Raw genomic sequence first — 24,558 nt, forward strand, 5'->3', positions numbered from 1 at the left:
GGGGTGTTTTTTGCCGACCCCCTCGGCATGGCCTGTAAGTCTTTGAGAAGACTGGAGCGGGCGAAGGGATTCGAACCCTCGACCCCAACCTTGGCAAGGTTGTGCTCTACCCCTGAGCTACGCCCGCTCTGGCGCTCTTCGGCAGCGGCCCGGGCGGGTCCGCGCTGTCGAGGCGGGGCCACTAGCATCGGCCCCGCCCCCCTGCAAGCCCCTTTTGCGACGGAAAAAGGAAGGGGTTGGCCACGCCGCCGCAAAGGCCCACATGGGGTTTCGACACATGGTTGAACGAAGAAGGGGTGCCGCCTTGGCCACACTGGGTCTGTCCGCTGCCGACAAGGAAGCCGTCGAGGCCTTTCGCCGCGACATCGTCGAACCGTCGATGACCCAGCTCGTCATCGTCTATTTCACTGCCGAATGGTGCGGCCCGTGCAAGGCGCTGGGGCCGATCATCGACAAGGTGGCGGCGGAATATGCGACCAAGGGCGTCCGCCTCGCCAAGCTCGACGTCGACAAGAGCCAGTTCATCGCCGCGCAGTTTCAGGTGCGGTCGGTCCCGACCGTCTATGCGATGTTCCAGGGTCAGCTCGTCGCCGACTTGGGCCAGGCGCGAACCGAATCGGCGCTCAAGGCCAATCTCGACCAGATCCTCCGCCAGCTGCCGGTCGGCGGCGAGGAACAGGCGGTCGAGGCCGAGCTCGAGCCTCTGATCGCGATGGGCGAGGAAGTGCTGGGCGAAGGCGACGCCGAGCGCGCGCTGTCGCTGTTCGACCAGCTTGCCGAGATGGCGCCCGAGCATCCCGCCGTCGCTGGTGGCCGCGCCCGCGCGCTGGTCGCGCTCGGCCGGGTCGACGAGGCGGAAGCGGCGCTCGCCGGTTTGCCCGAAGAGGCCGAGAAGGCGCCCGAAGTCGCGCGGGCACGCGCCGCCCTGGCACTCGCCCGCGAGGCCGCCCCCGTCGACGATCTCGCCGGGCTCAAGGCACAGGTCGCGGCCAACCCCGACGATCCCGAGCTTCGTTACGAGCTCGCCGGCGGGCTGATGGCGTCGGGCGAGCGCGATGCCGCCGCCGACCTCCTTCTCGACATGATCCGCGCCGACCGCGACTGGAACGAGGGCGCCGCACGTCAGCGCCTCCTGAAGCTGTTCGAGGTCGTCGGGCTTGAGGATCCCTGGGTGTCGCAGCAGCGCCGCCGCCTGTCGGCGATCCTGTTCGGATGAGCGCGACGCGCCTCTCGGTCTTCCCGCTGGGGGGCGCGATCCTGTTTCCCGGGATGCACCTGCCGCTGCACATCTTCGAGCCGCGGTACCGCGCGATGGTCAGCGACGCGCTCGCCCGTGACCGCCGCATCGGCATGGTCCAGCCGCGCGGCCCCGGCGAGCCGCCGCCCTTGTTCGAGACCGGCTGTGTCGGGCGCATCGTCGATGTCGAGGCGCATGACGACGGCCGCTACGACATCGTGCTCGAGGGCGCGGCGATCTTCCGCATCCTGCGTGAGCTCGACGTCACGACGCTGTTCCGTCAGGTCGAGGCCGAGCTGCTGCCCAATGGCGAGTCGGAAACGCTGAGCCTGGGGATGCGCGCCTCGATCGAAATGGAGTCGCGTCGCTTCGCCGAAGTGCATGGCTATGCCGTCGACTGGGAGGCTGTGACGCGGCTGGACGACGAAAGCCTGGTCAACGGCATCGCCCAGATCGCGCCGTTCGACGTGGCGTCGAAACAGGCGCTGCTCGAATCGGAAAGCCTGGCCGATCGCGCTGAGCTGCTCGTCCAGCTCATCCAGTTCTTCGGCCGCCACGGCCAGGACGACGCGACGCTGCAATGACGGCGCCGATCGATCCCTGGTTGCTGGAGCGGCTGGTCTGCCCGGCGACGCGCACGCCGCTCCGGCAGGACGGCGATCGGCTGGTGTCGGACGCCGCGGGGCTGGCCTATCCGATCCGCGACGGCGTGCCGGTGCTGCTGGTGGAGGCATCGACTCCCTATGCCTCACCAACCCCGTTCGTCCCGAGTAGCGACTGAGTAGCCCCGCAAGGGGCGTATCGAAGGCGCGTATCGAGGGATGGTCTCGGGCGGAACGTCGATACGAGGCACGAGCGGCGAAGGTTCAGAGCCCGCTCAGCCCCTTCGCCTTCAGCGAAGCCTGCGCACGCTGATACGCCGCCGGCGCCTCGATCCGCAGCCGCCGCCGCGCGGCGTCCAGCGGCTCGGCCAGCAAAGCCTCGTAATCCTCGCCGTGCAGCCAGGCGGCGCGCTTGCCGTGCCGGTATCCCTCCCAAACCGCCTTGGCGAACCGCGTGTCGCCGGTGATTTTCACGCTCTTGAGCGCCGCCGCCAGACCGATCGCGCCCCAGCCGAGCCCGCGCGTCTGTGCATAGCTGAACGCGACCAGGCACGCCTCGCCCAGCGGCTCCTCCGCGGTATAGCCGGTCAGCACGTGCCAGATGTCGTGGATGTCGCGCTCGCGCCGGCCGAACCATGCATAGGGATGGTCGCTGTCGCGAAAATCGGCGTTCTCGGCGTAGCTGATGTCGGCCAGCCCCTGTGCCGAAAAGCCCGTGCGCGCGAGGAAGTCGCGATACGCGGCGCCGACGCTCCCCTCGGGCAGCGCCTGTAGCCATGCGCGATCGCTGAACCGCTCGGCCAGCTCGACATGGCGAAGCGCAATCCGCCCACCCTCCGCGGTGCGCAGCAGGCGCGTATAGTTCTTGTGGCTGGTATCGGCGTTCAGCGCCCGCATGATGCGGAAGACCTGTCCGGTATCCTCGGCATTGCGGAGCAACTTGCGGAGCGCGATCCAGGCGGTGCGCCAGTCGCGCTTGAGCGGTCGGCCAGGGTTGAAGTCAGCCACCGGGCCAGTGGCACCGCGATCGATGGCATTGGGAACACTGGCCATGGCGAGCTCCTTACTGACAGCATTGTCAGTACACCGCTCGCCGAGCGGCATCAAGCGTTCAGAAGACGATCAGAGCGACCGTCAGCCAAAAGGCCAGAAGAAAAACGGCGATCGCTGAATAGACCGTAAGATTGGAAAGCACGCCGGTATCGTGCTTGCCAAGCGACGACAGATTCTTGAACGGCTGCGTACCCTGCATGTAGCACCTCTCCAACCCGTCTTTTATATGTCACGGGATAACGAAGGATGAACGCACGTCCAAGCGTTTCGGATGCGAACCTACCAAAGCAGGTAGTTGAAAAGAATGCACGTCGCGCCGCACTATCGCGGTCAGACGCGCATCGGCATCAGCACATAGAGGGCCGGGCTCTTGTCATTCTCGCGAATCAGCGTCGGCGCTGCCGCATCTGCGAGATGGACTTCGACGCTGTCGCCTTCGATCTGGTGCAGGATGTCGAGTAGATAGCGGCTGTTGAAACCGATCTCGATCGGGATCGCCGCGTACTCGCCAGGGACTTCTTCCGCCGCCGCGCCGTTCTCGGGGCTCGTCACCGACAGTGTCACCCGGTCGCGGTCGACCGCCATCTTGACCGCGCGCGTCTTCTCGGTGGCGATCGTCGACACGCGGTCGACGCCGTCCATGAAGCTCTTGGGATCGATCTTGAGCAGCTTGTCGTTCGCGGTCGGGATGACGCGCGAATAGTCGGGGAAGGTGCCGTCGATCAGCTTGGAGGTGAGGATCGCCTGCCCCAGGTCGAAACGGATCTTCGACGGGCTGAGCGACACGCCGACCGAGCCGTCGACCTCGTCGAGCAGCTTGCGCAGCTCGCCCACGCACTTCCGCGGCACGATCACATCCGGCATCGCCTCGGCACCATCGGGCCGCGCCACGGTGACGCGTGCCAGCCGATGGCCGTCGGTCGCCGCCGCCTTGAGCACCGCCTGACCGCCGCCCGGGCCGCCCTCATCGGCGACATGGAGGAAGATGCCGTTGAGATAATAGCGCGTCTCTTCGGTCGAGATCGCAAAGCGGGTCTTGTCGATGATCGCCTTCAGCGTCTCCGCGGGCAGCTCGAACTGCGTCGGCAGCTCACCCTCCGCGATCACCGGAAAGTCGTCGCGCGGCAGCGTCGCAAGCTGGAAGCGGGCGCGGCCCGCCACCACCGTCAGCCGGCCCTCGGCCGCGGCGAGCTCGACCTGCGCGCCTTCGGGCAGCTTGCGGGCGATGTCGAACAGCGTGTGCGCCGACACCGTCGTCGCGCCCGCCTGGTCGACCGCCGCCGCCACCGTCTCGTCGATCTGGAGGTCGAGGTCGGTCGCCATCAGCCGGATCGTGCCCTGTGCCTGCGCATCGATCAGCACGTTCGACAGGATGGGGATGGTGTTGCGCCGCTCGACCACCGACTGGACGTGGCTGAGCGCCCGGAGCAGGGTCGCGCGTTCGATCGTCGCCTTCATCTTCATCCCCCGGGCCGCGGCCCACAACGTCACGCCTCCCGCGCCGGGAGCGGCCCTCAAGCCCTCTATGTCTAGCGCGAAAAAGGGCCGGAGCAAGCCGCTCCGACCCTTCGTTCGACTAGGTTGGCGGGGTTAACGCCCCGTCAACGAAGCAGATCGCCTCAGAAGCGCAGACCGACGCCCGCGACGACCTGATGGCGATCGGTGTCGACGTCGAAGCGACCCGTGCTCGCACCGTTCGGATATTCGAGACGGGCGTTCTCGTAGTTCGAGTAGCGATACTCGAGCTTGGCAAAGGTATTGCGACCCACCGCCTGCTCGACACCCGCGCCCAGGCGCCAGCCGTCGAGGTTGAAGTTGGTGTCGAGCGTCGTGCGCCCGTCATCCGCCAGCACGTTCAGGCGGGTGTTGGTGTAGCCGCCCTTGGCATAGACGAGCGTCTCGGGCATCACGAGCGCACCGACGCGCGCACCGACATAGATGTCGCGGCCCGTCGACACTTCGCCGAAGCCGAAGGTGTTCGGGTTGACGCGGTTGGTCTCGACCTTGCCGGTCGAATCGGTCAGCTCGGCCTCGACACCGACGAGCGCGCCGCCGAACGCGAAATCGTAACCGATCTCGCCGCCATAGAGGAAGCCGTTGACCGTCTGATTGTCGCCCTCGATGTCGCTGTCCTCGCTGCTGCCGGGCTTGATGCCGTCATAGCCGCCGAGGATGGCGACGCGCGGGCCGGTGAACGCCGGGTTCACCTGGTCCTGCGCCAGCGCGGGGGCGGCGAAGGCGGACGAGGCGACGAGCGCCGCGGCGATTGCGTAACGCATGGAAAACTCCTTACCTGAACACGCACCCGGCGAACCGGGCGGGTCGCTCAAATGGGTGCAATGCAGCCGAGTTGCATGAACGCCAGCTAAACAGGGGTTTTCGTGGTATTTGTGCAACAGGGGCTTGAACCTGGACCCTTATCGTCCAAGGCAGCGACGGGATGATGCTGCTCGTCGCCCTGTTGTTGTCCTCACCCGATCGTACGACGATCGGCGTCTTCGAAAGCTGGGGCGCGTTCGCCGATACCGGCCCGCGCCGCTGCTATGCGATGGCGGCACCGGTGCAGCAGCGGCGCGTCGGGTTCGTCGCGGTGACGACCTGGCCCAACGCCGATCCGCGGCCACAGCTCCATGTCCGGCTCAGCCGCGCGCATGCCGCCGCGTCGCGCGTGACGCTGGCGATCGGCGAGCGCCGCTTCCGCCTGACCGCCGGCCCGCGCGACGCCTGGGCACCCGATCCCGAAACCGATCGGGCGATCGTCGCGGCGATGCGCGGCGCGCGGAGCTTGAGCGTCGAGAGCGTGGGCACGAACCGGCAGCCCTTTGCGGATGTGTACCGGCTAAGCGGCGCTGCGACGGCGATCGACGCGGCGCGGGTGGCTTGTCTGGGGTAGGCCTCGGCCGCCCCGACGCCGTTCGTGCTGAGCTAGTCGAAGCACGTGCCCAACGCCCACGCCCCCACGCACGAACGGAACCGCTATTGCTGGGGCTGTGCCGGCGCCTGTTCCGCCGCGGGCAGAGCGGGCGCCGCCGGCGGATCGGGGAGCGATAGCGCCGTCGCTTCGATCGCGCCCAGCGCGCGTCGCGCCGTCACATATCGTTGAGCCGCCGTCAGCCAGCTTTGCGCGCCGCTTGCGCCCGGCATGCGCGCGACCTCGGCCATCGCCGCCTCGACCTGGCCGGCGTCGACGAGGCGGCGGGCGCGGGTCAGCCGGTCGGCGGGGCGCGCACTCGGCGTCGTTTCCTCGCGCAGCACCAGCAGCCCGGCGAGCTCGCGCCGCAACGCCGGCCACCAGCCGTCGCGCCGGCCGCTGAGCAGCGTCGGCCCGATTGAGTCGAGCCCCATGCGAAGATCCTCGATCGTCACTGGCGTTGCCGCCGCCGCGGTGACTGCGGCGACCGCACGCGGCTGGGTCGCACCAAACCGCTCGCGAAGCTGCGCGTCGACATAGCCGAGCGGCAGGCCCCGATCGAGCGCCCGCCGCGCCGCGAACGCGACCAGCACGCCCTCGGCCCGCGTCGCATAGGCGGAGGCGACGCGCGAATCACCCTCCAGCCCGGCAAGCTGCGTCTCCAGCGCCTCCAGCCGCGCCGCCAGCGCGATCTCGCGCGCATAGAGCGAGGTGAGGTCGGTGCCGGGTTCGGCAGGCGGCTGCGCGGCCTGGGTCGGCGTCGCAGCGGGCGTCGCCGCTACCGCCGTTGAAGCGGCCGGATTGCGCCACCGCTCCCAGGCTGGCGCCACCCACAGCACCGCGACGATCCCGCCGACGATCAGCGCCACCAGAAGCGCCAGCACCAGGCCAAGCCCGCGCCCGCGCCGCCGCGGGCGCGCTTCGAACGACACGTCGTCAGCGATCATGGCGTCTTATCCCCGTGCCCGCCGGGCGGGTCAATCGAAAGCGCGGTGGCGATCAGCGCATCGTCGCGGGGGCTGGGCGCGGCGACTGCCGCGGCCCAGTCGTCGCCGGCGGCCTCGAGCGCGGCGGGACTGATCGCCGCCACCGCGATCGACGCGCGCGCGTCCGGCGCGACCAGCGTTGCCAGCCGCCGACCCGCGCGGGGCGAATGGACCAGCACCGTCGCGCAGCTCAGCGCGACCGGCGGCGGGTCGACCGGCTCGCTCGCATAGACCATCCGCGTCACCGCCCCCGCCAGCGGCCGGTGCTCGCGCCCGGCCAGATGCAGCGGCCGCGTCGCGCCGATCCTCGCCAGCAACGCGGGTAGCTCACCGGCGTCGCTCGCGCCCTCAGCGACAACGTGTAGGCCCTCCGCCGCCGCCGCCCGTGTCGTCGCCTCACCCACGGTCACCGCCGGCAGATGCGCGAAGGCAGCCAACCCCGCCCCGGCATGGCGCACGGCATTGGCACTCGTCAGCACCAGCGCATCGAAGTCGTCAGGATCGGGTGTGTCCCACGCCAATCGCACCACCGCGAACAGCGGCATCGCCACCGCCGCCGCCCCCGCCGCCTCGATCGCGGCGCAAGTCGCCGCGTTGCCCGGCTCAGGCCGGAGGACGATCAGCCGGCGTCGCATCGGCCGAAGCGCGCGCACACCGCCGCGGGCGCGCGTTCGAGCAGGTCCTTCGCCAGCGCCGCCGCCAGCTTCGGTCCGTCGGCACCCGACAGCCGGCCGGTGACGTGCTCGGCCCCATCCTCGCTCAGCAACTGCGCCGACAGCGTCAGCACCCCGCCATCGATCCGCGCGTTCGCTGCGACGGGGGAGTGGCAATCGGCCTGGAGCTCGGCGAGCAGCGCGCGCTCCGCTTCGACACAGGCGCGCGTGTCGGCGTGATTGATCGCCGCGATCATCGCGTGCGTATCGGCATCGTTCGCGCGCACCTCGATCCCAATCGCGCCCTGCGACGGCGCGGGCAGCATCGTCTCGATCGGCACCGCGAACCCGACATCGTGGCGTCCCAGCCGCTCAAGTCCGGCGGCAGCGAGCAAGGTCGCATCCGCCTCGCCCGTCAGCAGCCGCGACAGCCGCGTATCGACATTGCCACGCAGCGGCACGATGCGCAGGTCGGGCCGCAGCCGCCGCATCTGCGCCGCGCGCCGCGGCGAGGAGGTGCCGATCGCCGCCCCCTCCGGCAGCGCCTCGATCGACGGCGCGCCGACCAGCCGCTCGCGAACGTCGGCGCGTTCCAGCATCGCCGCGATGACGATCGCCGACGGGCGGATCGTCTCGACATCCTTCATCGAATGCACCGCGCAGTCGATCTCGCCCTCGATCAGCGCGCGGTCGAGCTCCTTGGTCCACAGCGCCTTGCCGCCGATCTCGGCGAGCGGACGGTCCTGGACGCGGTCGCCGGTGGTGCGGATCGGCACGATCTCGAACGCCGTCGCGGGTTCGCCATGCGCCGCGGCGAGCAGCCCGCGCGCGAGATTGGCCTGGGTCAATGCCAGCGGCGAGCCGCGCGTGCCGATGCGGAAGGGGCGGGACATGGCCTTGTGCTAGCCGGGCGCGCGTCTAGATGGAAGCGATGGAGCTGATCCTGGGTCTCGAATCGAGCTGCGACGAAACCGCCGCGGCGATCGTCAGCAGCGACCGACGCATCCTCTCGCACAAGCTCGCCGGCCAGGAGGCCGCGCACGCCCCCTATGGCGGCGTCGTGCCGGAGATCGCCGCGCGCGCCCACGCCGACGTGCTCGCGCCGCTTGTGGAGGCGGCGCTGGCGGAGGCGCAGGTGTCGCTCGCCGACATTGATGCGGTGGCGGCAACCGCCGGCCCCGGCCTGATCGGCGGGGTGATGGTCGGTCTCGTCACCGGCAAGGCGCTGGCGCATGCCGCAGGCAAGCCGCTGATTGCGGTCAATCATCTCGAGGGGCATGCGCTCAGCCCGCGGCTGGCCGAACCCGACCTTGCCTTCCCCTATCTCCTGCTGCTCGTCTCGGGGGGGCATTGCCAGCTCCTGCTGGTCCGCGGTGTCGGCGACCATGTGCGCCTCGCGACGACGATCGACGATGCCGCGGGGGAGGCATTCGACAAGACCGCCAAGCTGCTCGGCCTGGGCTTTCCCGGCGGTCCCGCGGTCGAGCGCGCTGCGGCGCTGGGCGATCCGCGCGCGGTGCCGCTGCCGCGGCCGCTGCTCGGTTCGGCCGAGCCGCATTTCTCCTTTGCCGGCCTCAAGAGCGCGGTCGCGCGCGCGGTCCAGTCGGGCGAGCATTGCGCCGAGGATATCGCTGCCTCGTTCAGCCAGGCGGTGATCGACTGCCTGATCGACCGCACGCGCCGCGCCATCGCGCAGGCCCCCGGCGCCACCGCACTTGTCGTCGCCGGCGGCGTCGCCGCCAACCAGGGGGTGCGTTCGGCGCTTCAGGCGCTCGCTGCCCGGCACGACCTCCGTTTCGTCGCACCGCCCCTGTGGCTGTGCACCGACAATGCCGCGATGATCGCCTGGGCGGGCGCCGAGCGCTTTGCCGCCGGCCTCACCGATCCGCTCGACGTGCCCGCTCGCGCGCGCTGGCCGCTCGACCCCCATGCTGAACCGGCGCGCGGGGCGGGGGTCAAGGCATGAGGATCGGAGTCATCGGTGCGGGTGCCTGGGGCACGGCGCTGGCGCAGGTCGCGGCGTCGGGCGGCGAGGACGTCCTTCTCTGGGCGCGCGAACCCGAGGTGGTGGCGGCGATCAACGCCGATCACGTCAACACCCTCTTCCTTCCGAAGGCGCGGCTCTCCACCTCGATCCGCGCAACCGAGGATCTTGCCGACCTCGGCGAAGCCGACGCGCTGCTCGTCGTCGTGCCGACCCAGCATGTCGGGACGGTGCTGCGCGACGTCGGCGTCGCTAGCCGCCCGCTCGTCCTGTGCGCCAAGGGGATCGAGGCGGGCACCCGCCGCCTGGTCAGCGAGATCGCTGCCGACGCTCAGCCCGGCGCGCCGCTCGCGGTTCTGTCCGGCCCGACTTTCGCGCATGAGGTCGCCGCCGGCCTGCCGACCGCGGTCACGCTCGCCTGTCAGGATGCCGCGCTCCGCGATGCGCTGGCCGAGCGGCTCGCCGGCCCGGCGCTCCGCCCCTATGCCAGCGACGATGTCGTCGGGGCCGAGATCGGCGGCGCGGTCAAGAACGTGCTCGCGATCGCGTGCGGCGTGGTCGAGGGCGCGGGGCTGGGCCAGAATGCGCGCGCGGCGCTGATCGCGCGCGGCTTCGCCGAGATGACCCGCTACGGCATCGCGCGCGGCGCGCGGGCGGAGACGCTGGCGGGGCTCTCCGGCTTCGGCGACCTGGTCCTTACCTGCTCGTCGACCAGCAGCCGCAATTTCTCGCTTGGCGTCGGCATCGGCGAGGGGCGCGCGGCGTCGGCGATGCTGTCCGACCGCCGCACGGTGGCCGAGGGCGCGTTCACCGCACCCGTCCTGCGCGAAGACGCCCGCGCGCGCGGCGTCGACATGCCGGTGACGGAGGCGGTGTGCGCACTGCTCGAAGGCGCCGATGTCGATGCGATCACCCAGGCCCTGCTCGCCCGGCCGTTGCGCGCCGAAGCCTAGAAGTCGATCGCGATCCCCTTGAGCTCCCAGTCGCCATAGCGGACGGGATCACGCCCCTCCGGATCGGGCTTGCGCTCGACCGGTTCCGGCGTCGGCACCGGCGGGTTCTTCGACAGATAGGCGGGCGGCTTCACGTGCGGCGGGCGCTGGCCCATGATCGGCTCCTCGTTGGCGTGGCGCCGATGTGGTCGCACCGCTCGGCGGATCAACCCGGCGACTGGATCAGACCGCGACGGGCGCAGCGATGTGTGGGTGCGGGTCGTATCCCTCGACCTCGAAATCCTCGATCGCATAATCGAAGATCGAAGCCGGCCGACGTTTGATCCGCAGCCGCGGGTCGCTGCGCGGCTCGCGCGTCAGCGTCGCCTCGACCAGATGCGCGTGATTGAGATAGACATGCGCGTCGCCCGCGCTCCAGACGAGCTCGCCGGGCTCCAGATCGCATTGCAGCGCCAGCATCCGAAGCAGCATCGCCGCCGAAAACGCGTTGAAGGCAAAGCCCAGGCCCAGGTCGCACGACCGCTGCCACAGCATCCCCGACAGCCGCCCGCCCGCGACATGATATTGATAGGTCATGTGGCACGGCGGCAGCGCCATCCCGCCAAGCTCGGCGACGTTCCACCCCGTGAACAGCAGCCGCCGCGAGGTGGGGTTCGTCCGGATCGCCTGCACGAGTTCGGCAATCTGATTGACCGGCGTGCCTCGCCAATAGAGGCCATCGCCCACCGGCTCATAGGTGTCCCAGGCCACCCACTGCTTGCCATAGACGGGGCCGAGATCGCCCCAGCGTGCGGCAAATTCGTCATCGGCCAGAACCCGCGCCTCAAACGCATCACGGTCGATCGTCTCGCCCGTTTCCCGCCGGAACCGGTCGAGCGGCCAGTCGGTCCAGATGTGCACTTTCTGCCGCACCAGCTCGCGGATGTTGGTGTCGCCGGTCAGGAACCACAGCATTTCGCGCGCCGCGGTCTTCCACGCGACGCGCTTGGTGGTGAGCAGCGGGATCCGATCGTCCGACAGATCGAAGCGCAGCGTCGGTCCGAACAGCGACCGCGTCCCCACTCCCGTCCGGTCGCGCCGCTCGTCGCCGCGAGTCCAAACGTCGCGGAGCAGGTCGAGATATTGCTGCTCGTAATGGGTCATGCGTCCTCCGCCGGCTGGCGTCCGCTCTACCGCGGCGGACAGCCGGCACAATGGGGCAGCCGTCAAGGACGCTCCGATCTTGCGTATCACTTCGTAGCGATCCTCTAGAACGGATGAGGTTCGCGGAGGCAAAGATTGTCGACAATGCGATGTTTGCGACATGGCGATCGCTCGCAACACGCTGGAGGATCTGCGCTCAGCGCGAGCAATCTTCGCCTCGATCGCGCATTCGCGAGAGGAGATCGCGGCGTTCGCCTATCTCGATCAGGCCAACCGCGTGATCGCACTACGTCACACGCCCGTGGGTTCGGCTGACGCGATTGAACTGCCGATCCGGACCATCGCTCGCGAAGCGTTGGCGCTGGAAGCGACAGGACTGGTGATGGCGCACAATCATCCCTCGCGCGACGTTCGTCCGAGTGCGGCGGACATCGCGGTGACACGGCGGTTCGAGCAGGCGCTCGGCGCGCTGGGTTTGAAGCTGATCGATCACGTGATCCTGTCGGCTGACGCGGTGTCTAGTTTTCGGGCGTTGGGGTTGTTGTGACGCGGACACGAAAAAGCCCCCGCGGCGAGTTGCCGTGGGGGCTTTTGGTGTTTGGTTGCGGGGACAGGATTTGAACCTGTGACCTTCAGGTTATGAGCCTGACGAGCTACCGGGCTGCTCCACCCCGCGCCAGGGACGCTTGTCGAAGGGTTGCTTCGGGGCGTCCCGTAAAGGGTTGGGGCCGCGGGAGCGGCCCGACATCATGAATGGGTATACGAACTTTCACCGTCTTCAATGCCTGGCGACGACCTACTCTTCCAGCGCTTGAGCGTTAGTACCATCGGCGCAGTCCGGTTTCACGGCCGAGTTCGGGATGGGATCGGGTGGGTCACAGACGCTATAGCCACCAAGCAATGGAGGCGGTGAGGTTCGGTTTTTCAAATCTTTGTGCAAGGCCTTGATCGTCATCCACGCCGAGTGCTGGGGTTACCAGCGCTGTTGTTGGCGGTGTGAACTCTCGAAGCGCGAAAAGAGCAATTAGGACTGGTTAGCTCCACCTGTTACCAGGCTTCCACATCCAGCCTATCAAGGTCGTGGTCTACGACCGCTCGATGAAATCTTATCTTGAGGGAGGCTTCCCGCTTAGATGCTTTCAGCGGTTATCCCGTCCATACATAGCTACCCTGCTGCGCCGTTGGCACGACGACAGGTACACCAGAGGTATGTTCAACCCGGTCCTCTCGTACTAGGGTCAACTCCTCTCAAATTTCGACGCCCACGGCAGATAGGGACCAAACTGTCTCGCGACGTTCTGAACCCAGCTCACGTACCACTTTAATTGGCGAACAGCCAAACCCTTGGGACCTGCTCCAGCCCCAGGATGTGATGAGCCGACATCGAGGTGCCAAACGATTCCGTCGATATGAGCTCTTGGGAATCATCAGCCTGTTATCCCCGGCGTACCTTTTATCCGTTGAGCGATGGCCCTTCCACGAGGGACCACCGGATCACTATGACCGACTTTCGTCTCTGCTCGACTTGTCAGTCTCGCAGTCAGGCTGGCTTATGCCATTGCACTCTAACGATCGGTTTCCAACCGATCTGAGCCAACCTTCGCACGCCTCCGTTACGCTTTAGGAGGCGACCGCCCCAGTCAAACTACCCGCCACAGAGGGTCCCCGAACCGGATAACGGTTCTGGGTTAGACATCAGAAAACAACAGGGTGGTATTTCACCTATGGCTCCACACCGGCTGGCGCCAGTGCTTCAAAGCCTCCCACCTATGCTACACAGTTCTTTCCTAATGCCACTCTGAAGCTGCAGTAAAGGTGCACGGGGTCTTTCCGTCTAACCGCGGGTACTCCGCATCTTCACGGAGAATTCAATTTCGCTGAGCATGTCCTGGAGACAGTGGGGAAGTCGTTACGCCATTCGTGCAGGTCGGAACTTACCCGACAAGGAATTTCGCTACCTTAGGACCGTTATAGTTACGGCCGCCGTTTACCTGGGCTTCATTTCGGAGCTTGCACCCCTCCACTTAACCTTCAGGCACCGGGCAGGCGTCAGGCCCTATACGTCGTCTTGAAGCCGACTTAGCAGAGCCCTGTGTTTTTGCTAAACAGTCGCTACCCCTGGCCTGTGCCCCCTCAATCTGCTTGCGCAAAATGAGGGCCTCCTTCTTCCGAAGGTACGGAGGCAATTTGCCGAGTTCCTTCAGGACACTTCTCTCAAGCGCCTTGGTATACTCTACCAGACCACCTGTGTCGGTTTCGGGTACGGTCTATACGGTGGGGCTATTTCCTGGGACAGCTTCGAGGCACGATCAATCCGATAAGATCGTACAACACACGCCATCCGTCACACACCACCAGGCCCACGAATATTAACGTGGTTCCCATCGACTACCCCCTTCGGGCTCGTCTTAGGGGCCGGCTCACCCTGCTCAGATTAGCTTTAAGCAGGAACCCTTGGTCTTTCGGCGAGAGGGCATCTCACCCTCTTTATCGCTACTCATGTCTGCATTCGCACTTCCGATACCTCCACGGCCCATTACCAGACCGCTTCACAGGCGTACGGAACGCTCCGCTACCGCTCGACTTACGTCGAACCCAAAGCTTCGGTGCACGTCTTGAGCCCCGTTACATTTTCGCCGCAGGATCTCTTGTTTAGACCAGTGAGCTGTTACGCTTTCTTTAAAGGATGGCTGCTTCTAAGCCAACCTCCTGGTTGTTTTGGAAATCCCACATGCTTTCCCACTTAGACGTGACTTGGGGACCTTAGCTGTTGGTCAGGGCTGTTTCCCTTTTGACGACGGACCTTAGCACCCGCCGTCTGTCTCCCGAGTAGTACTCATGCGTATTCGGAGTTTGGTTAGGTTTGGTACAGCTCGCGCCGCCTAGCCCATCCAGTGCTCTACCCCACATGGTATTCACTCGAGGCTCTACCTCAATAGATTTCGCGGAGAACCAGCTATTTCCCGGCTTGATTGGCCTTTCACCCCTAAACACAACTCATCCGATAATTTTTCAACATTAATCGGTTCGGTCCTCCAGTGGGTGTTACCCCACCTTCAACCTGGTCATGCCTAGATCGCCGGGTTTCGGGTCTAATGCATCGAACTCAATCGCCCTATTCAGACTCGCTTTCGCTTCGCCTACACCTAACGGCTTAAGCTTGCTCGATACACTAAGTCACAGACCCATTATGCAAGAGGTACGCGGTCACATCTCAAGGATGCTCCCACTGCTTGTAGGCAACCGGTTTCAGGTACTGTTTCACTCCCCTCATCGGGGTGCTTTTCACCTTTCCCTCACGGTACTAGTTCGCTATCGGTCATGTACGAGTATTTAGGCTTCGAGGGTGGTCCCCCGATGTTCAGACAGGGTTTCACGTGCCCCGCCCTACTCAAGTCTCATCACATCAGTTTCGCATACGGGACTGTCACCCACTATGGTCCGACTTTCCAATCGGTTCTGCTACTTGAATGATGAGCACTGGCCTGGTCCGCGTTCGCTCGCCACTACTAACGGAATCTCGGTTGATGTCTTTTCCTCCGGGTACTGAGATGTTTCAGTTCTCCGGGTTCGCTTCACCAAAGCTATGTATTCACCTCGGTGATGACTTCTCTCAATTACCCAGCTCGTGGGTCCCACGAGCAGGATAATTGGTGAAGCCAGGTTGCCCCATTCGGAAATCGTGGGATCAATGCCTGCTCACGGCTCCCCCACGCTTATCGCAGCGTGCCACGTCCTTCATCGCCTGTACATGCCAAGGCATCCACCAGTTGCCCTTACCTCACGCTTGAGAGTCCACACCACCAACAACAACGCTGGATCGATTACTCGACCAAAACTCGGCAGAGCAGCGAAGTGCAGTCTCTTGGTGTGGATGATAATCTCAGCCTTGCTGAGCACGCGACCATCGAGGCGAACCTCGACCATCGGTGCCCATGTAGTGCCGACAATCAGCTCCAGCCCGAAAGCCGAAACCGAATGCCGCCACGGCATCGATTTGAAAACCCATTCACAATGTCAAAAGAAGGCGGTCCTTGGACCGCGGACCGAACGTTACACCCGGATCTCGTGTCTTCATCAAACTGGATGTTCGGTGGCATCGCGCCGTCAGTCGCAGCAAAGCTGCGCCTTATGGCGCGCTTCGCAGCGCTGGCCGTCCTTGGCTGCGTGCGAGATCAGCTTCGCTGATCCGTCTCGCTGCCTTGCGGAGTGGTGGAGCCTATCGGGATCGAACCGATGACCTGATGCTTGCAAAGCAACTGCTCTCCCAGCTGAGCTAAGGCCCCATGCGCCGGCATGGAGACAAGCTAGCGAAGCTAGATTGCACCATGGCAAGCACGGCCGGCGGTGCATCGCACCGTCCGACAACGCGGGCTTTGCCCGCGGCGCTGCCGCCTGGCTGATTGGTGGGCCGGGGAGGAGTTGAACCTCCGACCTCACGCTTATCAGGCGTGCGCTCTAACCACCTGAGCTACCGGCCCGAGCCCGCTTTCGCCGTCAGTCGCAGCTAAGCTGCGCCTGAAGGCGCGCTCCCTGCGCTGGCCGAACGGACCGACGGGCAAGATAGCTGACACTATCTCGTCTCGTCGGTTCCAGTTGATGAAGGGACATGAGGACGGCGGCGATGTTCTTTGGAATGGAAGAAGCTCTTCCCACTGGCGAACCAGAAGGCGCTTTCTGCCGATATCCTTAGAAAGGAGGTGATCCAGCCGCAGGTTCCCCTACGGCTACCTTGTTACGACTTCACCCCAGTCGCTAAGCCCACCGTGGTCGCCTGCCTCTCTTGCGAGTTAGCGCAACGCCTTCGGGTGAACCCAACTCCCATGGTGTGACGGGCGGTGTGTACAAGGCCTGGGAACGTATTCACCGCGGCATGCTGATCCGCGATTACTAGCGATTCCGCCTTCATGCTCTCGAGTTGCAGAGAACAATCCGAACTGAGACAAGTTTTGGAGATTAGCTCACCCTCGCGGGATTGCTGCCCACTGTACTTGCCATTGTAGCACGCGTGTGTAGCCCAGCGCGTAAGGGCCATGAGGACTTGACGTCATCCCCACCTTCCTCCGGCTTATCACCGGCGGTTCCTTTAGAGTACCCAACTGAATGATGGTAACTAAAGGCGAGGGTTGCGCTCGTTGCGGGACTTAACCCAACATCTCACGACACGAGCTGACGACAGCCATGCAGCACCTGTGTGCAGGTCCCCGAAGGGAAGGAATCCATCTCTGGAAGCCGTCCTGCCATGTCAAACGCTGGTAAGGTTCTGCGCGTTGCTTCGAATTAAACCACATGCTCCACCGCTTGTGCAGGCCCCCGTCAATTCCTTTGAGTTTTAACCTTGCGGCCGTACTCCCCAGGCGGATAACTTAATGCGTTAGCTGCGCCACCCAATCACCAAGTGACCGGACAGCTAGTTATCATCGTTTACGGCGTGGACTACCAGGGTATCTAATCCTGTTTGCTCCCCACGCTTTCGCACCTCAGCGTCAATACCAGTCAGTGAGCCGCCTTCGCCACTGGTGTTCTTCCGAATATCTACGAATTTCACCTCTACACTCGGAATTCCACTCACCTCTCCTGGATTCAAGCGATGCAGTCTTAAAGGCAGTTCTGGAGTTGAGCTCCAGGCTTTCACCTCTAACTTACAAAGCCGCCTACGTGCGCTTTACGCCCAGTAATTCCGAACAACGCTAGCTCCCTCCGTATTACCGCGGCTGCTGGCACGGAGTTAGCCGGAGCTTATTCTCCCGGTACAGTCATTATCTTCCCGGGTAAAAGAGCTTTACAACCCTAAGGCCTTCATCACTCACGCGGCATTGCTGGATCAGGCTTTCGCCCATTGTCCAATATTCCCCACTGCTGCCTCCCGTAGGAGTCTGGGCCGTGTGTCTCAGTCCCAGTGTGGCTGATCATCCTCTCAGACCAGCTATGGATCGTCGCCTTGGTAGGCCTTTACCCCACCAACTAGCTAATCCAACGCGGGCTCATCCCTGGGCGATAAATCTTTGGACCGAAGTCATCATCCGGTATTAGCAGTAATTTCTCACTGTTATCCCGAACCCAAGGGCAGATTCCCACGCGTTACGCACCCGTGCGCCACTAAGGCCGAAGCCTTCGTTCGACTTGCATGTGTTAGGCATGCCGCCAGCGTTCGTTCTGAGCCAGGATCAAACTCTCAAGTTTGATGTCCGATCTCGCAGCAGCCGGAATGGACCACCACGAAACCGCTCATTTCTAGGAGCCGTTCCTGCACAAATCATTTCACGTATGGAAACGTGTAAGGACATGCTGGCCACAGGCGTGAGCCCGTGAACCGTGGAACGACTTGACTTTAACCGAATACCTGACGCCTAAAAACCGCCAAGACCCGGAGCCGCCGCCCACATGTCCCTTCATCTCAATCACAATGTCAAAGAGCGACAAAAACCGACGCACTGTCCACCCCGTTTACCGGGTGACCCGTGCGCCTTGTCTCTGAGTGACCAGCCGGACAACCAAGAGGTCGTCCCCGCCGGTGAAAAGCTCTCTACGGATACGAGTTGGACCCGTCAAACACATTTTTCAGAAAAGTGACGATTGCGCGTCAATTTGGCGGAAATCCGGGCTTTACGGGCTGTTAGGACCGCTTTGACATACCCCCCGGATGGCCGAATCAGCCGAATCCGGCGCGCCTCAGCGCTTCGAATCGCTCCGCCAGCAGGTGCGGAGTGCCGTGCTATGGCGATCGGGCACGCAATTTCTGGGGCAGCTCGTCACCTGGGGCTCCACCTTCCTCGTCATCCGCATCCTGTCGCCCGAGGATTACGGCCTGTTCGCGATGACCCAGGTCGTGCTGGCGCTCCTTAACATGCTCAACGGCTATGGGCTGGCGAGCGCCATTATCCAGCGCCCCCATGTCGACACCCGGCTCAAGCGCCAGCTGTTCGGGCTGCTCCTCATCCTCAACCTGGGGCTTGGCGCGCTTCAGGTCGCGATGGCGCCGCTTGCCGCCGCCTATTTCCGCCAGCCGATCGTCGCCGACCTGCTGCGCGTCCAGGCGCTGCTCTATGTCGCGACGCCGTTCATCGCCTTCCCCTATGCGCTGCTTGCCCGCGACATGGACTTCAAGGGACAGGCACAGGCGAACCTTGCCTCGGCGACGCTCGGTGCGCTGGTCAGCCTGGCCGGTGCGCTCGCCGGCTGGGGGGTATGGACGCTGATCGCCGCGCCGATGGCGTTGTTCTGGAGCCGGGCGATCATCATGACCTGGCTCGCCCGCTCGCTGATGTGGCCGAGCTTCGACTTTCGCGGTGCCGGCGACGTCGTGCGCTTCGGCGGGTTGATGGCCACGAGCCAGCTCTTCTGGTTCCTCCAGAGCCAGGCCGACGTGTTTGTCGCGGGCCGTCACCTCGATCCGCATACGCTCGGCCTCTACACGACCGCGCTGTTCCTCACCCAGGTGTTCGTGGCCAAGTTCCTGCCGACGCTCAACGACGTCGCCTTCTCGGCCTATGCAAGGATTCAGGACGATGCGGCGGCGATGGGCGCCGCCTTCGCCAAATCGAGCCGGATCGTCATGGTCGCGGCGATGCCCTTCTATGCCGGGCTGGCGGTCACCGCCGATCCGCTGGTCCATGTGGTGCTGGGCGAGAAGTGGCTGCAGGCGGCACCGCTCGTCCGCATCCTGGCGATCGCGATGCCGTTCATGACGCTCCAGACGCTGTTCGCCCCCGCCACCAATGCGCGCGGCTTGCCGGGTCTCGCCGCGCGGCTGGGCGCCGCAGGAGGTGTGCTGCTCCCGCTCGCCTTCGTCATCGGCGTGAAGTTCGGGGTGGAGGGGCTGGTCTGGTCGTGGGTTGCGGTCTGGCCGCTCTACCTGATCGTCACCGCCGGCCGCTCGCTGCGCGAGGTCGGGCTGTCCGCATCGGCACTGGCCAGCGCGATCGCACCGCCCTTGCTTGCCGGCCTCGCCATGGCGGCGATCGTCGTGGTGATCGACACCGCGCTGCCGCCGCTCGATCCGGCCCCGCGCCTCGCGATCCTCGTCGCCGCGGGGGCGTCGGCCTATGGCGGATGGCTCGCGCTGTTCGCGCGCGATACGCTGGCTGAGCTGATCGCCTTCGTCCGACGCCGGGGCTAGACCTGCTGGATATAGCTGCGCATCGCCTCGGCTTCCGCCTCGATGCGCTCGATACGGTGCTTGACCAGATCGCCGATCGACACGAAGCCGACCAGCCGCCCATCCTCGACCACCGGCAGATGGCGGATGCGCCGCCGCGTCATCAGTGCGAGTGCGCCGATCACGGTCTCGTCCGGGCCGACGCTGATCGGCGGCGCGGTCATCAGGTCGGCCACCGGCCGGTCTAGCGCCGCCGCCCCGTCGCGCGCGATCGCGTAGAGCACGTCGCGCTCGGAGAAGATGCCGGCGATGCTCTCGCCGTCCATGACCGGCAGCGCCCCGATCCGCCGCTCGGCCAGCGTCGCCATCGCCGCCTGCGCGCTCGCGCTCACCGGCACCGACACCACCTCACCGCCCTTGCCCGCAAGTATCGCCGCGATCGTCATGGCTTTCGCTCTCCTCTCCTGTCGCGGTGGACTTTCCCACCAAATGCCCCATCTGGAAAGCCGTGCCCGACCTGGACGATCCCGATTATGCGCGCCTTGCCTGGGGCCGGTTTCGCCGCATCCTCGGCTGGATGGCGCTGCTCGCGCTCGCCTGCGCGATCGGCGCCTTGGCTGCGCTCTATCTGTGGGTCGGGACGCTCCACCTGCACATGGCGATCGCCACCTTCCTGGGCATGTTCGGGACCGTGCTGATGGGCGGCGCGCTGATGGGGCTCGTATTCCTCTCGTCGGGTTCGGGCCATGACGAGACCGTCGACCGGATCAATCGCGCCTACGATCCGGGCCGCGAGGACGAACGGTCCAGCTGACCGACGCGCTGGCGTTTGCCGGCACGCGCAGCCGCGCGATCCAGCGGCCGTCCTCACGCACCAGCCCGCGCGGCCGCTCGCCATCGGCAAGGGCGATGCGCGCCTCATGCTCGATCGGCTGCCGCGTGGCGTTGGTGACGGTCAGCGTCGTGCGCCGCGCGCCGCGCTTGAGCGGCGCCGTCTCCGTCGCCGCGGTGACGTCCGGCGTGGCGGGCAGCACCACCTCGACCTTCTCGCCCTCCGCCTTGTCATCGAGTTCGGCTTCGCCGACCAGGATCGGCCGCGCCGCGCCTGCGGCAAAGACGGTGACCTGGCCCGAGGGGATCGGCAGTCCCATCCCCGCCTCACGGCGGTTCTGCATCGTCAGCACCAGCTGCGGCTCGTGAGGATCATCGCCGAAGACGTCGCTGCGATAGCGGCGCGTGACCGCCACCGCCTCGCGGTCGAACAAGCCCACCTGCTTCTGCCCGCGTGAGGCGACGGTGACGGGGCGCGGCGCACGATAGAGCTTGAGGTCGCCAAGCCGCTCCAACTGCACCTTCATGCCGGTGACGACGATGTCGGCCGATTCGCGCATCGCCATCATCGGCGCGGGCGGGGTGGGGGTGGCGGAGGAGGCGGCGGCGGGGCGGCGGTGCCTCGGTTTCCCAGCACGCCAGCTCGAGCTCGCCATCCGGCACGACCAGCGGCTGCCCCTCATCCTCGCGATCGACCTTGCCCGCGACCAGTTGCAGTCCGGCATCGACAAAGCCCGTCGGATCGCCGCTCGCCAGCGTGACGCGCGCCGACCAGTCGGCCCGCCCATCCTCGCGCAGCGTCAGCACATGGTTCGCCTGCCAGTCGAACCCTGCCGAGAGATAGGTGAGCGTCACCTCCGCCTCGACCAGCGCCGCCGCCTCCGTGGCAAAGGACAAGGTCGGCCGCGCGGGCAATCCCTCGGGCACGCCGGAGTAGACGATCGTTTCGGCAAGTCCCGTGCAGCGCAGCGCCTCGATCCCCGCCGCGGTCTGGAGCACCGCCGCGCCACCGCCCGACGAGCGGATCACCGCGGGCTCCATCGTCACGCGGCCGGTCGCGCGGTCGGTCCGCCGCACGAGCACGCGTCGCCCGAGCGCCCGGTCATAAAGCGCGCCCGGCGAGAGGAGGTCGGCGTCGAGATTCTTCTCGCGCACGCCCGCGGGCAGCCCGGTCAGCACCGCGCTTTCGGACAGGATGCCGCCCGCCACCCCCTCGAACCGGATCACCGCGGGGCCGGCCGGCAGGCGAACGCGCCGCGTCTCACTGACGAGCGCGAAGCCCGAGGGATCGTCGCTGTCGATCGCATCGGTCCCGCGGTCGGGGTCGCGGTAGAGCGTCACCGACACCTTGTCGGGCGCGGCCGACGTCACCGCCTGCTGCGCGGGCGCGGGCACCGCCCCAAGCGTGAGGAGCAGGGCGGCCAGAAGGCGGCGCATCCGCCCTGCCCTCAATAACGCGTGTCGAAGGTCGCGGTCAGGCTCGCCGATCCGTTCGCCGGCACCGTTACGCGCCACACCCGCTCGTTGCGGCTGCGCTGCTCGCCGGGCTGGCTCTCGGCGGGCACCCGCGTATCGCCGAAGCCGGGGTCGAGGCCGCCCTGGACGAGCTCGACCGTTGCGGGCGCCGGCCCGGCATTGGTGAGCTCGTAGCGCATCCGCGTCCGCCAATAGGTGACGGCGTTCTCGATGGTGACGGTGCGCACCGGCTCGCCATCGACGCGGATGCGATAGCGCTCCGACCGGCGGAACTCGTCGCTGTCGATCCGCTCGCGCCCCTCGACGATCGGCCGGACCTTGAGGTCGAAGGCCTCGCCGGTGCGGATCGACAAGTCGCTGCCCATCGGCGTGTGGCCGATCCCGTTCTCGCCGACGAACTGCGGCTGGCCGCGCGCATCGCGGACATAGACATGCACCGTCCCCGCGGGCAGCGCATCGCCCAGGCCGCCGTCGCGGCTGGTCGAGAAGGCGAGCGCCGTCTCCACGCCCTGCGGCTCGTCGGCGCTGCCCAGCCAACCATTGACGAAGCGATAGGCGCGTGTCGCCGGCACGCCCGCGGTCGACAGGAAGCTCACCTGCTTCTGCTGGTTGGCGGCGATCGTCGTGCGGCGCGGCAGCGGGTAGAGGTAATAGTCGCCGATACGTGCGCGGTCGGCGGTCTGCGTCCCCGGACGCGATCCGGGCGCAATGCCGATCGGCCGCGGCGGCCGCCTGCCGCCGCCGCTGTTCACCGATCCCGCGACCAGCACCGTATCGGCATTCACCAGCGCCGCCTGGTTGCGGTTGGTGAGCGTGATCCAGCCCTGAAGGTCGAGCTTGCCCGCCGCCTCGTCGAACAGCGCCACATAATCCGCCCGCCACGACAGCCCGCGCGTCAGATAGGAGAGCGTCACCGGCCGCGCCCCTGCGGTCGCGCTCTCGACCGTTACCGACAGCGTGGGCCGCGCGCGCAGATTCGGCGGCAGCCCGGGGAAGATCACGCGAACGGGTAGGCCGTCGTCGCGCAGCACCTCGATCCGCCCGCCGATGTCGAGCACCACGCCGCCATTCGCCGCCAGCACGCGCGCCTGCTCGCGCGTCTCCGCGCCGGTCGCCGGGTTGGTGCGGACGATCGTGATCGTCTGCCCGACCGCCTTTTCCATCAGGGCGTCGGGCGAGAGCAGGTCATAGTCGAAATTCTGCTCGACCACGCCCACGCCGTCCGCCGACAGGCGCACCGTTTCGGGCCGGATCTGCTGGGTGACGTCGGGAAAGTCCTGGCGCGACACGCCCGCAGACAGCGCCAGACGGCGGACGTCCTGCACCAGCGCGGTATCGTCATTGTAGATGGTGACCGCAACGTCGCCCTGCGCGCTTTTGGCCAGTGGCGAGACCGGCGCCTCCTGTGCCGCAGCGGCGCTCCCCAGCGCGATCAACGGCAATCCCAAAGCGAACCGCATACGCCCCTCCCCACAATTGAGGAGAGCTTAGGCGAGGGGGAGCGGGATGGCCATCGGGTTTGGAGGGACCGCGACATACCCTGAGTTCGCCCGTCACCCCGGCCTTGAGCCGGGGTCCCGCTGCCTCTCGACAGCAGAAAAGCGGGATCCCGGATCAAGTCCGGGATGACGCAGATATCTGCCGGGCTCTACGCACAAAAAAAGAGGCCGGCGCTCGCGCGCCGGCCTCTCCTTCGAACTTAAAGCCCATCAGGCGGCCGAGGGCGTCGCTTCCTCGTCGTCCACGCGCTTGCGGCGACGGCGGGGCTTGGGCGCCTCCTCGTCGTCGGCGGTCGCGACCAGACCCAGCGACGGCGGCAGGCGATCGGCCTCGATCGCGGTCGTGCCTTCGCTCGCCGACGCCTCGGGCGCGGTCAGCTCGGGCTGGCGACGGGGACGGCCACGGCGGCGCGGCGCTTCCTCGGTCGCAGCGTCCGCGGCGACGGGCGCAGGCGCGTCCTGGCGCTCCTCGACCGCATTGCCATCGACCTGGGCGGCGGGCGTGTAGCCGCCGCGCTCACGGCGACGATCGTCACGCTCGGGCCGGTCCTGGCGGTCGGGACGCTCCTGGCGTTCCGCGCGCTCCGGACGCTCGCGGCGTTCGCCGCGCGCTTCCCGCGGCTCACGATCGCCGCGGCCCTGGTCGCGATTGTCGCCGCGGTCGTTGCCGCGCTCGCTACGCTGGCTATCGCGCTCGGGGCGGCGATCGAACGAGCGGTCGAACTGGTCGGGCGTGCCGGGCTCGCCCTCCATCTCGAAATCGTCGTCGTCCTCATCGCTTTGCGGACGGCGGTTGTTGTTCTCTTCGAAGCGCGAGCGGCTCTCGCTCAGCACCCGGAAATAATGGTCGGCGAACTGGAGGTAATATTCGATATTGACCCGGTCGCCCTGCATCTGGGCGTCGCGCGCGAGATTCTTGTACTTCTCGAGCAGCTGCGCCGCGTTGCCGCGCGCGCGATTGTCGATGCGATTGCCGTTGTCCGAACGATTGGGGTTGCCACCCTGCGGGCGCTGCCCGCCACGACCGCGACGGCGGCCGGCCTGACGATTGTTCATCAAGGTATGTGTGTCCTGTCCTTACCCTCTCCGGCCAGCGATACTCACCGGATGCGTGTTCACTCCGCGCGCCTGA

At 66.3% G+C, this 24,558-nt stretch carries 23 protein-coding genes, 4 tRNA genes and 3 rRNA genes; 9 read left to right on the plus strand and 21 right to left on the minus strand.

Annotated elements, in window-relative coordinates; all coding sequences use genetic code 11:
- Window positions 1–52: 52 nt before the first annotated feature.
- Window positions 53–127: transfer RNA gene (locus RS883_RS01230), tRNA-Gly, on the minus strand.
- A gap of 177 nt (window positions 128–304) precedes the next feature.
- Between RS883_RS01230 and RS883_RS01235 the strand changes: the two genes are divergently transcribed.
- The 3 genes from RS883_RS01235 to RS883_RS01245 are packed head-to-tail and all read left to right on the plus strand — an operon-like array spanning window position 305 to window position 2,018.
- Window positions 305–1,216, plus strand: coding sequence for a tetratricopeptide repeat protein (locus tag RS883_RS01235; RefSeq protein WP_315761871.1), 912 nt, complete (start codon window positions 305–307; stop codon window positions 1,214–1,216).
- Window positions 1,213–1,821, plus strand: coding sequence for an LON peptidase substrate-binding domain-containing protein (locus RS883_RS01240; protein WP_315761873.1), 609 nt, complete (start codon window positions 1,213–1,215; stop codon window positions 1,819–1,821). Before RS883_RS01235 ends, RS883_RS01240 begins: the two co-directional genes overlap by 4 nt.
- Complete coding sequence (locus RS883_RS01245; RefSeq protein WP_315761875.1) at window positions 1,818–2,018, plus strand: Trm112 family protein; 201 nt, start codon at window positions 1,818–1,820, stop codon at window positions 2,016–2,018. Before RS883_RS01240 ends, RS883_RS01245 begins: the two co-directional genes overlap by 4 nt.
- Window positions 2,019–2,103: 85 nt before the next feature.
- Here RS883_RS01245 and RS883_RS01250 read toward each other — a convergent pair whose 3' ends face one another.
- The 4 genes from RS883_RS01250 to RS883_RS01265 form a co-directional block, all read right to left on the minus strand.
- On the minus strand, window positions 2,104–2,892 hold the full coding sequence (locus tag RS883_RS01250) for a Coq4 family protein (RefSeq protein WP_315761877.1): 789 nt from the start codon (window positions 2,890–2,892) through the stop codon (window positions 2,104–2,106).
- Window positions 2,893–2,950: 58 nt separating this feature from the next.
- Window positions 2,951–3,091: a hypothetical protein gene (locus RS883_RS01255; RefSeq protein ID WP_315761879.1), complete on the minus strand. Its 141-nt coding sequence runs from the start codon at window positions 3,089–3,091 to the stop codon at window positions 2,951–2,953.
- Between the two features lie 131 nt (window positions 3,092–3,222).
- Window positions 3,223–4,350 (minus strand): DNA polymerase III subunit beta, encoded by a 1,128-nt coding sequence (dnaN, locus tag RS883_RS01260; RefSeq protein WP_315761881.1) that lies wholly within the window; start codon window positions 4,348–4,350, stop codon window positions 3,223–3,225.
- A gap of 161 nt (window positions 4,351–4,511) precedes the next feature.
- Window positions 4,512–5,171, minus strand: a complete 660-nt coding sequence (locus RS883_RS01265) for an outer membrane protein (RefSeq protein WP_315761883.1) — start codon at window positions 5,169–5,171, stop codon at window positions 4,512–4,514.
- Window positions 5,172–5,332: 161 nt separating this feature from the next.
- On the opposite strand from RS883_RS01265, the gene RS883_RS01270 reads away from it, so the two are divergent.
- On the plus strand, window positions 5,333–5,785 hold the full coding sequence (locus RS883_RS01270) for an invasion associated locus B family protein (protein ID WP_315761885.1): 453 nt from the start codon (window positions 5,333–5,335) through the stop codon (window positions 5,783–5,785).
- A gap of 83 nt (window positions 5,786–5,868) precedes the next feature.
- Here RS883_RS01270 and RS883_RS01275 read toward each other — a convergent pair whose 3' ends face one another.
- From RS883_RS01275 to hemC, 3 genes are read right to left on the minus strand one after another with little or no spacing between them, the layout of a single operon-like run.
- Complete coding sequence (locus RS883_RS01275) at window positions 5,869–6,750, minus strand: hypothetical protein (RefSeq protein WP_315761887.1); 882 nt, start codon at window positions 6,748–6,750, stop codon at window positions 5,869–5,871.
- The gene (locus tag RS883_RS01280; RefSeq protein ID WP_315761889.1) at window positions 6,747–7,424 is read right to left on the minus strand and encodes a uroporphyrinogen-III synthase; all 678 of its coding nucleotides are present in this window, start codon (window positions 7,422–7,424) and stop codon (window positions 6,747–6,749) included. The genes RS883_RS01275 and RS883_RS01280 overlap by 4 nt, the downstream gene beginning before the upstream one ends.
- A complete protein-coding gene (gene hemC, locus RS883_RS01285) occupies window positions 7,409–8,335 on the minus strand; it encodes a hydroxymethylbilane synthase (RefSeq protein WP_315761890.1) in 927 nt (308 codons plus the stop codon). Before hemC ends, RS883_RS01280 begins: the two co-directional genes overlap by 16 nt.
- 38 nt (window positions 8,336–8,373) lie before the next feature.
- On the opposite strand from hemC, the gene tsaD reads away from it, so the two are divergent.
- The gene (gene tsaD, locus RS883_RS01290; RefSeq protein WP_315761892.1) at window positions 8,374–9,408 is read left to right on the plus strand and encodes a tRNA (adenosine(37)-N6)-threonylcarbamoyltransferase complex transferase subunit TsaD; all 1,035 of its coding nucleotides are present in this window, start codon (window positions 8,374–8,376) and stop codon (window positions 9,406–9,408) included.
- Window positions 9,405–10,379 carry an NAD(P)H-dependent glycerol-3-phosphate dehydrogenase gene (locus RS883_RS01295; protein WP_315761894.1) on the plus strand — a complete coding sequence of 325 codons (975 nt, stop codon included), beginning with the start codon at window positions 9,405–9,407 and terminating at the stop codon, window positions 10,377–10,379. The genes tsaD and RS883_RS01295 overlap by 4 nt, the downstream gene beginning before the upstream one ends.
- Here the strand turns inward: RS883_RS01295 and RS883_RS01300 are convergent.
- Both RS883_RS01300 and thyA read right to left on the minus strand, forming a co-directional pair.
- Window positions 10,376–10,534 (minus strand): DUF1674 domain-containing protein, encoded by a 159-nt coding sequence (locus RS883_RS01300; RefSeq protein ID WP_315761896.1) that lies wholly within the window; start codon window positions 10,532–10,534, stop codon window positions 10,376–10,378. The genes RS883_RS01295 and RS883_RS01300 overlap by 4 nt on opposite strands.
- Before the next feature lie 67 nt (window positions 10,535–10,601).
- Window positions 10,602–11,522 (minus strand): thymidylate synthase, encoded by a 921-nt coding sequence (gene thyA / locus RS883_RS01305; RefSeq protein ID WP_315761898.1) that lies wholly within the window; start codon window positions 11,520–11,522, stop codon window positions 10,602–10,604.
- 160 nt (window positions 11,523–11,682) lie between these two features.
- Here thyA and RS883_RS01310 point away from each other — a divergent pair, with 160 nt between their 5' ends.
- The gene (locus RS883_RS01310) at window positions 11,683–12,069 is read left to right on the plus strand and encodes a JAB domain-containing protein (protein WP_315761900.1); all 387 of its coding nucleotides are present in this window, start codon (window positions 11,683–11,685) and stop codon (window positions 12,067–12,069) included.
- Between the two features lie 52 nt (window positions 12,070–12,121).
- Here the strand turns inward: RS883_RS01310 and RS883_RS01315 are convergent.
- The 6 genes from RS883_RS01315 to RS883_RS01340 form a co-directional block, all read right to left on the minus strand.
- Window positions 12,122–12,198: transfer RNA gene (locus RS883_RS01315), tRNA-Met, on the minus strand.
- Between the two features lie 107 nt (window positions 12,199–12,305).
- Window positions 12,306–12,420, minus strand: a 5S ribosomal RNA gene (gene rrf, locus RS883_RS01320).
- 107 nt (window positions 12,421–12,527) lie between these two features.
- Window positions 12,528–15,311 (minus strand): 23S ribosomal RNA (locus RS883_RS01325).
- A gap of 421 nt (window positions 15,312–15,732) precedes the next feature.
- A tRNA-Ala gene (locus tag RS883_RS01330) sits at window positions 15,733–15,808 on the minus strand.
- Between the two features lie 118 nt (window positions 15,809–15,926).
- Window positions 15,927–16,003, minus strand: a tRNA-Ile gene (locus tag RS883_RS01335).
- Between the two features lie 212 nt (window positions 16,004–16,215).
- Window positions 16,216–17,705 (minus strand): 16S ribosomal RNA (locus RS883_RS01340).
- The 16S, 23S and 5S rRNA genes sit together here with 3 tRNA genes alongside, the layout of an rRNA operon.
- A gap of 460 nt (window positions 17,706–18,165) precedes the next feature.
- On the opposite strand from RS883_RS01340, the gene RS883_RS01345 reads away from it, so the two are divergent.
- Window positions 18,166–19,641, plus strand: a complete 1,476-nt coding sequence (locus RS883_RS01345) for a lipopolysaccharide biosynthesis protein (protein WP_315761902.1) — start codon at window positions 18,166–18,168, stop codon at window positions 19,639–19,641.
- Here the strand turns inward: RS883_RS01345 and RS883_RS01350 are convergent.
- Window positions 19,638–20,066 carry a CBS domain-containing protein gene (locus RS883_RS01350; protein ID WP_315761904.1) on the minus strand — a complete coding sequence of 143 codons (429 nt, stop codon included), beginning with the start codon at window positions 20,064–20,066 and terminating at the stop codon, window positions 19,638–19,640. The two genes, RS883_RS01345 and RS883_RS01350, sit on opposite strands and share 4 nt — an antisense overlap.
- 62 nt (window positions 20,067–20,128) lie before the next feature.
- Here RS883_RS01350 and RS883_RS01355 point away from each other — a divergent pair, with 62 nt between their 5' ends.
- Entirely contained in the window at window positions 20,129–20,434 is a 306-nt protein-coding gene (locus RS883_RS01355) for a hypothetical protein (RefSeq protein WP_315761906.1), read from the plus strand.
- Here RS883_RS01355 and RS883_RS01360 read toward each other — a convergent pair.
- The 4 genes from RS883_RS01360 to RS883_RS01375 all read right to left on the minus strand — a co-directional run bounded on the left by RS883_RS01360 (window position 20,388) and on the right by RS883_RS01375 (window position 24,482).
- Window positions 20,388–20,885 (minus strand): hypothetical protein, encoded by a 498-nt coding sequence (locus RS883_RS01360; protein WP_315761908.1) that lies wholly within the window; start codon window positions 20,883–20,885, stop codon window positions 20,388–20,390. The genes RS883_RS01355 and RS883_RS01360 overlap by 47 nt on opposite strands.
- Complete coding sequence (locus tag RS883_RS01365; protein ID WP_315761910.1) at window positions 20,824–21,888, minus strand: hypothetical protein; 1,065 nt, start codon at window positions 21,886–21,888, stop codon at window positions 20,824–20,826. Before RS883_RS01365 ends, RS883_RS01360 begins: the two co-directional genes overlap by 62 nt.
- A gap of 11 nt (window positions 21,889–21,899) precedes the next feature.
- Window positions 21,900–23,387: a DUF4139 domain-containing protein gene (locus RS883_RS01370; RefSeq protein ID WP_315761912.1), complete on the minus strand. Its 1,488-nt coding sequence runs from the start codon at window positions 23,385–23,387 to the stop codon at window positions 21,900–21,902.
- A 249-nt stretch (window positions 23,388–23,636) separates the two neighbouring features.
- Complete coding sequence (locus RS883_RS01375) at window positions 23,637–24,482, minus strand: DUF4167 domain-containing protein (RefSeq protein ID WP_315761914.1); 846 nt, start codon at window positions 24,480–24,482, stop codon at window positions 23,637–23,639.
- Window positions 24,483–24,558: the final 76 nt, after the last annotated feature.

This window comes from Sphingomonas sp. Y38-1Y (assembly GCF_032391395.1).
Lineage (GTDB): Bacteria > Pseudomonadota > Alphaproteobacteria > Sphingomonadales > Sphingomonadaceae > Sphingomonas.